This is a genomic window from Shewanella sp. 10N.286.45.A1 (assembly GCF_041470405.1).
In the GTDB taxonomy this organism is placed as follows: domain Bacteria; phylum Pseudomonadota; class Gammaproteobacteria; order Enterobacterales; family Shewanellaceae; genus Shewanella.
In genome coordinates, this window is the sequence record NZ_JBFRMK010000236.1 from 1 (window position 1) to 10932 (window position 10932).

Consider the following 10932-nt stretch of genomic DNA (forward strand, 5'->3'; position numbering starts at 1 on the left):
ATGATCGGCATTACAGCATATTGCTGGCGTTTTTTTTGGATAAAGCCAGCAAAGATACTGATAGTTGCCATACTGAATTAAAAACTTGTACAAGAAAGTGATCCTTGTACAAGTATGCTGCGTAATGACTTTAAAATTAAGGGAGTAATGCTATGAGCCATTTTAATTCAGACAAAATTCAAATCGGAATAAGCGCATGTTTATTGGGGGAGAAGGTTCGTTTCGACGGCGGGCATAAAGCCTCAAGCTACTGCCGAAAAGAGATCGCTGAACATTTTGACTATGTACCTGTTTGCCCTGAGATGGCAATTGGCATGGGGGCGCCTAGAAAGTCTGTACGCCTCGAAAAAAAGGGTGACATCATATTTGTTAAAAGTGCAGATGGCTCAATAGATGTTACCGACAAACTTAATGAGTTTAGCGATAAAAAAGTGGCACAGCTGGATTTTCTCGGCGGCTATATCTTGTGCGCAAAATCTCCAACGTGTGGCATGGAACGTGTAACCGAATACAAGTTTGGTACCAATAATGGTTGGAAATCAGGTGTTGGGGTTTACGCGCGTAAACTGATGGAACGTTATCCGTTGTTGCCCGTTGAAGAGGAAGGGCGGTTACATGACTTGCCAATCCGCGAGAACTTCTTTACCCGTGTTTATGCTTATCACGATTGGCATTGCTTGCAAGCATCTGGTTTTACCAAGAGTAATATTCTCGATTTTCACGCTCGCTATAAATACATGTTGATGGCTCATAACCCAAAGCTTTACCGCGAGCTCGGTCCTCTGTTAGCGGACATGAGTGGTGACTTGAACAAGATCGCTGATACCTATTTCACTTACTTCATGCAGATCTTAAAGGTCAAAGCGACTCGAAAGAACCACACCAGTGCGCTGCAACATATGCAGGGATATTTTAAAAAGCACCTGTCGAGCTCGCAAAAGGCAGAGCTCACAGAAGCAATCTTAAAGTACAACCAAGGGCTACAGCCTATCTTGGTGCCAATGACCTTAATTAACCATTATTTGCGTGAGTTTCCAACGCCGTATATTGAAAAGCAGGTTTACCTTAACCCGCATCCACAAGAGCTCAAGCTACGCTACGCGTATTAATGGATTAGCGAGTGATTGTCATCTGGATAAAGTCAGTAAACATCAGTGGGGAGGGATCATGACTCAGCTTAAGGCAGAAACAACAGCTGAAGCCTGGTTTAGTATCGGTGAAGCGGCAGAGCAAACAGGCGTAAACCCTGTGACGTTAAGAGCTTGGCAGCGACGTTTCGGTATTGTAATCCCCAAGCGTACAGCCAAAGGTCACAGACTATATAACCAAACACACATAGATCAAATTGTAGAGGTTTTAGGTTGGCTCGATAAGGGCGTTGCGATAAGTAAAGTGAAGCCACTACTGAAAGACGCCGCTTCTGGATCCGAGCAAACCTTTACCAGTTCGACTTTAGTCAATGCTGATGAGCAAGTGAGTTTCTGGCAGATGAATATTAGCTATTTGAATCAATGCTGTATCAGCCTTGATGGCAGTGGATTACATCGCAAACTTAGCGAACTGACAGCCATCTACCCATTTAATGTACTAAAAACTTGCCTGTTTTTACCTTGGCTAGCTGATTTTAGCAAAAGTTCAGCACTAAGCTGTGAGGATAAAATTGTTCGATCGTGGTTGGCAAGAGAGTTAGCAGATGCTTTCTCTGCAAGGCGTTTAGCGTTATTAGAGAGTCATAACCCTGCAATATTACTGCTGAGCTTTGGCGATGTGGATGACTGGCAGCCAATACTGCTGTCAGCAGAGCTCAGTGCTAACAATATTAAACATCAGCAGCTTACCATTAGTGAGCTTGAGCAGGTCTCAAAGCTGATTGAGCGGGTCGGTTGTCAGCAAGTGTTGCTCGTTGCCCCGCCTAAATTTAACCCAGAAGATGCGCATATCGTTCAGTTGTTACGAAAAAAACTGCTAAGTAAAAAACAACAAGTTGAACTGCACTTGTGGGGCATCAACGCCCCAAGTAATAACAGTATTTTAGGGTTAACCAGTATCTCCATGCAGCAGTTATCAAGCAATACATTAGCGGCAGAAACTGCAACTAAAATGAATAATGAGAGAGATGCAAATGACAGCTAAAGCTGAAAATACGCTTGTATGGTTTCGTAATGACTTACGTGTGCAAGACAATCAAAACTTAGTTGCTGCCTGCGAGCATGCACTGCGTGAAGGTCACTCAGTCAGAGCGCTATTTATTGCGACTCCAATGCAATGGCAGCAGCATGACGTTGCCCCAATTCAGCTAGATTTTATTGAAAGACAGCTAAACCAACTTGCGATGTCACTGGCGGAACTTGGGATCCCACTAGATGTTTATCAGCTAGGTAGCTTCCAGCAGATCCCTGATTATCTCGCGCAATACACAACCCAGTGGCAGGTCGATTACGTATTTGCCAGCTGTGAGCCTGAATATAATGAGCAGCAAAGAGATCTGGCCGTTGCCGATAAAGTCGAGTTGGTGCTCTGTCAGCAGCACTGTTTGATTGCGCCGTTAACCGTGCTCAACTTGTCGGCAGAGATGTACAAAGTATTCACCCCCTTTGCTAAAAAATGGCGCGCAATAGCGAGTCGAAGCGCTATCTATACCATTGCTCCACCCACGCCTGTTGGTGCGCCATTGCTAATCACTGACAAAATCACCCTCCATTGCGACAAGGTATCCAGTGATGCTTGGGCGGTTGGCGAAGAGGTCGCACTCACGCAACTACGCCAGTTTGCTTTGACTAAAATGGCAGACTATCAAGCTAATCGTGACTTTCCCGCCATTGATGGTACCAGTCAAATATCAGCTTACTTAGCCATCGGTATTATTAGCGCAAGGCAGTGTATTGTGGCGTTGCTAAGTCATTTTCCAGATGCTTTGATTAATGATCAAAGTCCTGGCCGCTGCTGGCTAAACGAAATTATTTGGCGGGAATTTTATCGACATCTGCTGGTGGCATTTCCTCGATTATCAAAAGGACAAAACTTTAACCCCTTAGCTAACAATATAGCTTGGAGAAACAACGAGCTAGAGTTTGAAGCATGGTGTAACGGTAACACTGGCTATCCATTGGTAGATGCCGCTATGCGTCAATTAAACCAAACTGGCTGGATGCATAATCGTTTGCGGATGGTGGTTGCCAGCTTTCTGACCAAGCACTTATTAATAGACTGGCGTTGGGGAGAGCGTTACTTCAGGCAGAAGCTTATTGACGGTGATCTGGCTGCCAATAATGGCGGTTGGCAGTGGTCCGCTGGCACTGGTTGCGATGCGCAGCCCTATTTCAGAGTATTTAATCCTATATCTCAGTGCGAAAAGTTTGATCCAACGGGTGGGTTCATTCGTAACTACTTACCAGAGCTTGAAGCGGTAGATTTAAAGTTAATTCATAAACTTAAAATACCTAATCAAGCAGAACTTTTTTCAAACAAAAGCTATATTTACCCTATCGTCGAGCATAAATTTGCCCGCGAAAGAGCATTGAAAGAGCTAGCGGCAATGAAGCGCGGAGTTAGCCAAGTGGAAGCGGTAGATCTAGATAAGGAGATTTTCGGATGACAGCAAGTGCAGATTCACTAAACCACGACACTCTGAATGTTTTGCCAAACAAAACTACAGATCCAGCTGTTCAAGTAGATGAGCGGTTGATAAGTACCGATGCATTGCCGCATGAGATTATAGCGCGCTTTGTTTCTGTGTATCAAAAATTAAACAAAGACAATCTCGAGCTGCTCAATGAGATCTACTCAGATGACATCCGCTTTAGTGATCCACTACATAAGATCGCCGGCCTCAATGCATTAACGGATTATTTTAAAACACTTTATCAAAATGTTGAGTCGATAGACTTCGTTATCCACCAAGTGATCCGCGATGAAAGCACCGCAGCATTGAAATGGACCATGAACCTTGTTCACCCCAAGTTAAACGCGGGTAATGGCATTAGTGTTGAGGGCGTTAGTTTACTGACATTTGATGGCAAAATTAACCAGCATCAAGACTACTTTGACTTAGGCGCTATGCTCTATGAGCAGCTGCCAATAGTGGGTGGCTTGATTGGTTTTATTAAGTCTAAGGTTGCCAAATGAATCCTTCAGCCTCGGCCTCGCAGCAACAAAAAACAGTACTGATCACCGGTGCTAGCTCTGGTATTGGTTTACAGCTTGCCAGTGACTACCTGCTGCAAGGCTGGAAAGTCTTTGCTTGTGGCCGTAATAAACAAGGGCTGGATAAGCTAGTTGGTGCAGAGAAACTACTGTTTGATATTAATGATGTTGATGCGGTAAAGGCTGAAGCTGAGCGCCTTCAAAATGGTGACTTTACAAACTTGGACTTGGTGATTCTCAATGCCGGTACATGTGAATACGTAGACGATGCATTGCACTTTGACTCTGCATTGTTTGAGCGAGTTATCCGCACTAACGTTATCTCGATGGGTCACTGCATTAGTGCTTTTTTACCGTTAATGTCTCGTGGCAGCCAGTTGGCTTTAATGGGCTCAAGCGCTGTTTACTTACCGTTTCCAAGAGCAGAGGCCTATGGTGCTTCAAAAGCGGCTGTGCAATACCTCGCCAGCAGCCTAGCACTTGATTTAAAGCCACATGGGATAGGGGTAAGCGTTATCTGTCCTGGTTTTGTGAAGACACCATTAACAGATAAAAATGACTTTGCAATGCCGATGCAACAAACGCCGCAGCAAGCATCTATTGCCATTCGAAGTGGCTTAGCAAAAGGTCAGCAAGAGATACACTTTCCACGTCGTTTCACTCTACTTTTAAAATTTATCTCACTGTTACCACGAGGGGTTTGGCAAAAGTTAGTGCAACCAAAGCATGATGAATCATCAGCTATTAATACAAACAACTCACAACATGATGTTAATGAGCATGGCCAAAGTAGTCGCTCAAATATCCCTACAGAGAATAGGAAGGTGCGCTAATGGAAACGATTGATAGCAGTAATCGAAAAAGAATTGCCATTGTAGGTTCAGGGATCTCAGGCCTTACTTGCGGACATATTTTATCGCAAAAACATGATGTGAGTGTATTTGAAGCCAATGATTATATCGGTGGCCACACTGCCACTATCGATGTTGAAAAAGACGGTAAAAAGTACGCCATTGACAGTGGTTTTATCGTCTTTAATGACCGAACCTACCCAAGGTTTGAGCAGCTTCTAGCCCGCTTAAACGTAAAAGCACTGGCGACAGAGATGAGCTTTAGCGTGCACAACTCACTGACCCAGCTTGAATATAATGGCAATACGCTAACAAGCTTGTTTGCGCAAAAGCGTAATATCTTTCGCCCACGTTTCTGGCTATTTATTAGAGAAATTTTACGTTTTAACAAGCTGTGTAAACAAGCATTTGTCGACGATAGATACGATTATCAAACACTTGGCGATCTGCTTGAAAAAGAAAGCTTTAGTGAGTTCTTTAGCCTGCACTATATTCTGCCTATGGGCGCTGCTATTTGGTCCTCAAGCATCGATGACATGAAGGCATTTTCATTACGTTTCTTCATTCAGTTCTTCCAAAATCACGGCTTGCTAAACATTACTGACAGACCGCAGTGGTACGTATTAGAAGGTGGTTCACGTAGCTACATACCTGACCTTATTGCACCGTTTAAATCTGCAATTCACCTTAATAGTCCGGTAAGCGCAATAGTGCGCAGTGACGATGGCGTTAAGCTGCAGGTTAATGGCCAGTGGTTAGAATTTGATGAGGTGGTACTTGCCTGTCATAGCGACCAAGCACTCGCCATGCTGAGTGATGCCACTGAAGATGAAGTTAACGTATTAAGTCAGCTTGCCTACCAAAATAATGAAGTGGTTTTGCACTGCGACGAGTCTTTATTACCAAAGCGCAAGGCTGCTTGGGCCAGTTGGAATTATCGCTTAGATGGCGATACTCGCAAACAAGCGTCGGTCACTTACAACATGAACATCTTGCAACGTTTGCCTATAGATGCGCCAACTTTCTGTGTAACGCTTAACCAGTCTGAACTTATCGATAATAGCAAAGTACTGCGGGTATTTAACTATTCGCACCCAGTATTTAATGAGCAAACGATGCAAGCTCAGTCGCAGCGAACGCTGATTTCTGGAGTGAATAACACCCACTTTGCGGGAGCTTACTGGTACAACGGCTTTCATGAAGATGGTGTGCATAGTGCCTTTGATGTGTGTGAATCATTTGGGCTACAGCTATGAACATTCAATTAAATAGTGGTGTTTATAAAGGCGATGTTAAGCATCGCCGCTATAGCCCGCGTAAGCACGATTTTGACTACCAAATGGCAATGTTGGTGCTAGATCTAGATGAAGTTAACTTGATCGAACAGATGAGCTGGCTTTTTTCTGCAACTGGTTTTGCTCCCTTGCGCTTTAATCCAAATGATTACTTGAGAGCGACCAATCGAGAATCAGTCGGTTCAGCTAAAGTGAATGATTTAAAGGTAAAAGTGCTTGAGAAAATAGCAGTGCTTGGTGCAAAAATAACCTGTAATCGAGTGGTATTTGTCGGCCAGGTGCGTCACTTCGGGATCTACTTTAGCCCGATAAACTGCTTCTTTTGTTACCAAGGTGATGAGCCCAAATATATGTTGGCGGAAGTCAGTAATACCCCTTGGAATCAACGTCACTATTACTTGGTTGATTTAGCGAACCCACAACCGAGTGATAAGGCCTTTCATGTATCGCCCTTTATGGACTTAGACATGAAATATATTTGGCGCATTCAACCGCCCAACTCATCAGTGAAAGTGGGTATTGAAAACCGCAGTAGTCAAAAGTTATTTGATGCCAATTTGTGCTTATTTAGACGAGAGATGTCTCATCAGAGTTTACGGAAAATGTTACTGCAGTTTCCATTGATGACACTGCGAATTGTACAAGGGATCTATTGGCAAGCACTAAAAATTTTTATCAAGCGAGTGCCTTTTATTGGGCACCCCGGTAAGTCAGCGGAGAGATAATAATGGAAAATATAGCAACTAAGAAAAGTCTGGCGAGCGCGGGTTTACCGGATAATGTAGCCAAAAAGCTGCTTCTAAGTGTATTGCCTGCGCTAGCTGATGGGCACTTGAGTCTTATTGATGGAGACAGCAGTTATGAGTTCGGTAACAAAGACTCTGATCTGCATGCCACCTTGGTGGTGACTCATCCACGATTTTACCGACAGATATTACTGTCGGGATCTATTGGTGCAGGAGAGGCCTTTATTCAGCACCACTGGAGTAGCCCAGACTTGACCAAGGTGGTGCAGATTTTCGCTAGAAACTTACCGCTACTCGATAAGCTCGAGCAGAAACTATCTTGGTTAACCACGCCATTTAGTCGACTTGGGCATCTGTTTAACCGTAACACTCAAGCGGGCTCAAAAAAGAATATTCTAGCGCATTACGACTTGGGTAATGACATGTACCAAGCGTTTTTAGATAAAGAGATGCTCTACTCTAGCGCGTTATATCCGCACGCTGATGCCTCGCTTGATGAGGCGCAGCAACATAAGCTTGAAACTATCTGCCAGCGATTGGATTTAAAAGCGGGGCAAACTCTACTCGAGGTCGGCACGGGTTGGGGGGCATTAGCTATTTACGCGGCAAAACACTATGGCGTTAAAGTGACCACTACTACGATTTCAGATGCACAGTTTGAATACGCCAAAAGCCGAGTCGAACAAGAGGGGTTAGTTGATAGCGTTTGCTTGCTTAAAGATGATTACCGAATACTAACGGGTGAATACGACAGAGTGGTGTCCATCGAGATGATTGAAGCTGTGGGGCATGAGTTTTTGCCGGGGTTCTTTAAGAAACTTGAATCACTATTAAAGCCCAATGGTCGACTACTTATTCAGGCCATTACCATTGCTGATCAACGTTATAATAGTTACCGAAAAAGTGTCGACTTTATTCAGCGCTATATTTTCCCCGGTGGCTGCCTACCGTCAGTGACCCGCATGACGAACGAGTTAACCAAGCATACTGATTTTGTCACTTGGTCTGTTGATGACATGGGGCTAGACTACGCCAAGACCCTTAAAGATTGGCAGAATAACTTTTATGCCGCACAGCCAAAGATCAAAGCGCTTGGCTATGGCGATGACTTTATTAGAATGTGGAAATTCTACCTTAGTTACTGTGAGGGCGGGTTCCTTGAGCGCACGACCAGCACAGTGCATCTGGTTGCCGTTAGACCACAATATAGAACAGAGCTATAGCGTCAAGATGCTACTAGCTCGAACAGGAAAACTCACCACAACGCAGCTGAATCTGATTAATTTACTGATGTTTCAAGCTGTGTGGTGGTTATCTATCTTGTACCAGAACAGCGTAATAGCAATAAGCTCAGGGTTATTGCTGCTGCACTTTGCATTATCGAGTCATAGGCAATCAGATCTGCTGAGTATGGTTAAAGTGGTTGCTTGCGGGGGGATTATCGACTCGCTTCTTACCTATATGCAGCTGTTTGAGTTCCAACAAATGCCATACTGGCTCGGGCTGCTTTGGTGCCACTTTGCTATAAGTCTGCGCTATAGCTTAGCTTTTACTCAAAGACTGCCTTTTTATATCAATGCGATCCTTGGTGGTGTATTTGGTTGTATCAGCTACCTCGCTGGAGCACGTTTTGATGCCGTAGTGCTGCCACAAGAGTATTTAACCAGTGTAATGATCCTATTTAGTGTCTGGTTCGTAATATTTCCTATATTTGTTAATGTCAGTAGGCAACGTTAAAGCGTTAACCTGACTGATATACCTTTACAGGAAGGTTATCATGGGATCCTCTCTCCTTTTTCGATCAGCAATTTGTTTTGCGGCCGCAATTAGCACACATTCTATGGCACAGCAGGGGGTTGATAACCCGCAGCTTCGCACTGTTGGGCCTACAGATCTGCAGGCACTATCAGCGAGCGCACAGTTTGTTGCCAGCAAGAATTCACAAGTGAATGTAGCCGCAGACATTGCCTCTCTCAAAGAAGTGGGAAGAGGTGAGATGGAATGGTGGTGGTTCACACTCTACCGTGCTCGTCTACTAACCGTAGATGGTGAATACAATCAGGGGACATATCCAATGGTACTAGAGATTGAGTACTACCAAGATATCCCCAGTGAGCGTTTGCTCGAAGCAACAGTCGACCAATGGCAACATTTGCAGTTAGATCAAAGCCGTCAGTTACAGTGGCAAGCATCGCTTAGTGAGTTATGGCCCGACGTGAACGAAGGAGACACCTTGAGCCTGCAAGTGCTAAGCCCAGATAGTAGTCAATTTTATTTTAACGGTAAGCCATTAGAAGAGCTAATGCCGGAAGGCTTTAGCGAAGATTTTCTCGCCATTTGGTTATCATCTCAAACCAGCCGACCTGAATTACGTAAACAGCTGTTAGGGGAGATCGCATGCGAATGTTAAACAACATCAATCAGTTTAAATCGAGTGCGCGGATATCAACTCGCGTTAGCACTTTGCTTAAAGCGTTCGCCATTTTCGGTACGGCTCTACTACTGAACGCCTGTAGCAGCCGTGATATAGAAGATTACCAAGGCAGCACACCTTCGCTAGATTTAAAAACATTCTTCAATGGGCCACTAACGGCTCATGGGGTGGTACAAGATTATAGCGGTAATGTGGTGCGACGTTTTACCGTTGAGATGATCGCTAAATGGGACGCTGATGTTGGTGAGATAAAAGAGTGGTTTGTCTATGATGATGGTGAAAAACAGATCCGCATTTGGAACATCACCAGTCTCGGCGATGGTAATTATACTGGTACTGCCAACGACATTCTTGGCGAAGCCACTGGCCGTGCAGTAGGTATGGCATTGCAGTGGGAATACGAGATGATATTGCCAGTCGATGGCAGCGAATACCAAGTTCGCTTTGATGATTGGATGTTTTTAGTGGATGAAAATACCATTATTAATCGCACCGATATTATTAAGTTTGGGATCACCATGGCTGAGGTGACCTTGGTGATCGCTAAACAAAGCGATTCAAAGTAACCAAATCACTGACCGATTTTGGGCCAACCAATCCCCAATCAATAGACACATTTTTAGGTAAAACATAGCTAACTTTCTTTAGATAATTCATTTATGCTGCTATTACTCGTCTATTTAAAAGGAATTTTTTAATGAAACATTTAGCAGTTTTATCTTTGTTTATACTGTTGTCGGCTTGTGGCTCTAATGCCAGCTATTCGGTTTCAGCTAGTTCAGATGAGGATGTTATGGGCTCACGACAAGCGCCGATGATAAGTGACAACACTCCGATTATTAATGATGAGCTGGTGAAGGAAACTGATGAGAAAGAGCAGGAAGGTAAAGCAAAAGAATAGAGCGCCACAGAGTGAACGCTCTAGCTTATAGCTGATAACTAAGAGCTTTTACGGCTGTTATCGACCTGTTTCTTATCGTAATACTCAAAGGGGAACATGTTTCTAATTCTTTGAGTAATGTCATCGCCAACATTGGCGGATACATGCAATCTGACGCCGTTGAGTTTTTCTGCTCTAACGGTGCAAGTCAGTTTGTTGGCTTTGGCTATTGCACGACACTCTTTTTCGAACTTTTCAGGGATTTTACCTTTGTGGGAGTTTAATCTGCCTTCTTTAAAATGCATTTCAAAAACGGTTAACCCTTTCTTACCGCTGAAAATCAGTTTGTAGACAATGAAGATACCGATAGCAATAAAAGCGATTTTGAGTAGCGTTGGTGTCATATCTATTCCTTCTATTTTAGGGATTGTAGATCTTTCACGGTTGTTTTTGCCGCAGTTTATTGGCTATTTTGACAAGGCGGAGGCTATGCCGTTTAGTTATTCTCCACAAATAGTCTACAACACAGTAAAAATAGCCAAGAAACGCGGCCCTTTGGGTTCGATTCAATGCTTCTATTCTT

Annotated in this window: 13 protein-coding genes; 12 read left to right on the top strand and 1 reads right to left on the bottom strand. The window is 43.9% G+C overall.

What is annotated here, in order from left to right:
* The first annotated feature begins 152 nt into the window (after window positions 1-152).
* From AB4238_RS16625 to AB4238_RS16680, 12 genes are all read left to right on the top strand, one after another.
* Window positions 153-1109 (top strand): YbgA family protein, encoded by a 957-nt coding sequence (locus AB4238_RS16625; protein ID WP_372034434.1) that lies wholly within the window; start codon window positions 153-155, stop codon window positions 1107-1109.
* Between the two features lie 58 nt (window positions 1110-1167).
* On the top strand, window positions 1168-2133 hold the full coding sequence (locus tag AB4238_RS16630; protein ID WP_372034435.1) for a MerR family transcriptional regulator: 966 nt from the start codon (window positions 1168-1170) through the stop codon (window positions 2131-2133).
* Window positions 2117-3595 (top strand): deoxyribodipyrimidine photo-lyase, encoded by a 1479-nt coding sequence (gene phrB, locus AB4238_RS16635; protein ID WP_372034445.1) that lies wholly within the window; start codon window positions 2117-2119, stop codon window positions 3593-3595. The genes AB4238_RS16630 and phrB overlap by 17 nt, the downstream gene beginning before the upstream one ends.
* A complete protein-coding gene (locus tag AB4238_RS16640; RefSeq protein ID WP_372034436.1) occupies window positions 3592-4125 on the top strand; it encodes a nuclear transport factor 2 family protein in 534 nt (177 codons plus the stop codon). The genes phrB and AB4238_RS16640 overlap by 4 nt, the downstream gene beginning before the upstream one ends.
* Window positions 4122-4976: an SDR family NAD(P)-dependent oxidoreductase gene (locus AB4238_RS16645; RefSeq protein WP_372034437.1), complete on the top strand. Its 855-nt coding sequence runs from the start codon at window positions 4122-4124 to the stop codon at window positions 4974-4976. The genes AB4238_RS16640 and AB4238_RS16645 overlap by 4 nt, the downstream gene beginning before the upstream one ends.
* Window positions 4976-6250, top strand: coding sequence for an NAD(P)/FAD-dependent oxidoreductase (locus AB4238_RS16650; RefSeq protein ID WP_372034438.1), 1275 nt, complete (start codon window positions 4976-4978; stop codon window positions 6248-6250). The genes AB4238_RS16645 and AB4238_RS16650 overlap by 1 nt, the downstream gene beginning before the upstream one ends.
* Entirely contained in the window at window positions 6247-7014 is a 768-nt protein-coding gene (locus AB4238_RS16655) for a DUF1365 domain-containing protein (RefSeq protein ID WP_372034439.1), read from the top strand. The genes AB4238_RS16650 and AB4238_RS16655 overlap by 4 nt, the downstream gene beginning before the upstream one ends.
* Before the next feature lie 2 nt (window positions 7015-7016).
* Window positions 7017-8258, top strand: coding sequence for a class I SAM-dependent methyltransferase (locus AB4238_RS16660; protein ID WP_372034440.1), 1242 nt, complete (start codon window positions 7017-7019; stop codon window positions 8256-8258).
* A 7-nt stretch (window positions 8259-8265) separates the two neighbouring features.
* Window positions 8266-8772 carry a DUF2878 domain-containing protein gene (locus AB4238_RS16665; RefSeq protein WP_372034441.1) on the top strand — a complete coding sequence of 169 codons (507 nt, stop codon included), beginning with the start codon at window positions 8266-8268 and terminating at the stop codon, window positions 8770-8772.
* A 103-nt stretch (window positions 8773-8875) separates the two neighbouring features.
* Window positions 8876-9445, top strand: coding sequence for a chalcone isomerase family protein (locus tag AB4238_RS16670; protein ID WP_372034442.1), 570 nt, complete (start codon window positions 8876-8878; stop codon window positions 9443-9445).
* Entirely contained in the window at window positions 9439-10035 is a 597-nt protein-coding gene (locus tag AB4238_RS16675; protein ID WP_372034446.1) for a DUF3833 domain-containing protein, read from the top strand. Before AB4238_RS16670 ends, AB4238_RS16675 begins: the two co-directional genes overlap by 7 nt.
* Before the next feature lie 131 nt (window positions 10036-10166).
* The gene (locus AB4238_RS16680) at window positions 10167-10370 is read left to right on the top strand and encodes a hypothetical protein (protein ID WP_372034443.1); all 204 of its coding nucleotides are present in this window, start codon (window positions 10167-10169) and stop codon (window positions 10368-10370) included.
* A gap of 38 nt (window positions 10371-10408) precedes the next feature.
* Here AB4238_RS16680 and AB4238_RS16685 read toward each other — a convergent pair whose 3' ends face one another.
* Window positions 10409-10753: a DUF3634 family protein gene (locus AB4238_RS16685; RefSeq protein WP_372034444.1), complete on the bottom strand. Its 345-nt coding sequence runs from the start codon at window positions 10751-10753 to the stop codon at window positions 10409-10411.
* Window positions 10754-10932 lie beyond the last annotated feature (179 nt).

Coding starts and splice junctions, on each gene's coding strand:
- AB4238_RS16625 (WP_372034434.1), top strand. CDS start 153: ATGAGCCATTTTAATTCAGACAAAATTCAAATCGGAATAAGCGCATGT.
- AB4238_RS16630 (WP_372034435.1), top strand. CDS start 1,168: ATGACTCAGCTTAAGGCAGAAACAACAGCTGAAGCCTGGTTTAGTATC.
- phrB (WP_372034445.1), top strand. CDS start 2,117: ATGCAAATGACAGCTAAAGCTGAAAATACGCTTGTATGGTTTCGTAAT.
- AB4238_RS16640 (WP_372034436.1), top strand. CDS start 3,592: ATGACAGCAAGTGCAGATTCACTAAACCACGACACTCTGAATGTTTTG.
- AB4238_RS16645 (WP_372034437.1), top strand. CDS start 4,122: ATGAATCCTTCAGCCTCGGCCTCGCAGCAACAAAAAACAGTACTGATC.
- AB4238_RS16650 (WP_372034438.1), top strand. CDS start 4,976: ATGGAAACGATTGATAGCAGTAATCGAAAAAGAATTGCCATTGTAGGT.
- AB4238_RS16655 (WP_372034439.1), top strand. CDS start 6,247: ATGAACATTCAATTAAATAGTGGTGTTTATAAAGGCGATGTTAAGCAT.
- AB4238_RS16660 (WP_372034440.1), top strand. CDS start 7,017: ATGGAAAATATAGCAACTAAGAAAAGTCTGGCGAGCGCGGGTTTACCG.
- AB4238_RS16665 (WP_372034441.1), top strand. CDS start 8,266: ATGCTACTAGCTCGAACAGGAAAACTCACCACAACGCAGCTGAATCTG.
- AB4238_RS16670 (WP_372034442.1), top strand. CDS start 8,876: ATGGCACAGCAGGGGGTTGATAACCCGCAGCTTCGCACTGTTGGGCCT.
- AB4238_RS16675 (WP_372034446.1), top strand. CDS start 9,439: ATGTTAAACAACATCAATCAGTTTAAATCGAGTGCGCGGATATCAACT.
- AB4238_RS16680 (WP_372034443.1), top strand. CDS start 10,167: ATGAAACATTTAGCAGTTTTATCTTTGTTTATACTGTTGTCGGCTTGT.
- AB4238_RS16685 (WP_372034444.1), bottom strand. CDS start 10,753: ATGACACCAACGCTACTCAAAATCGCTTTTATTGCTATCGGTATCTTC.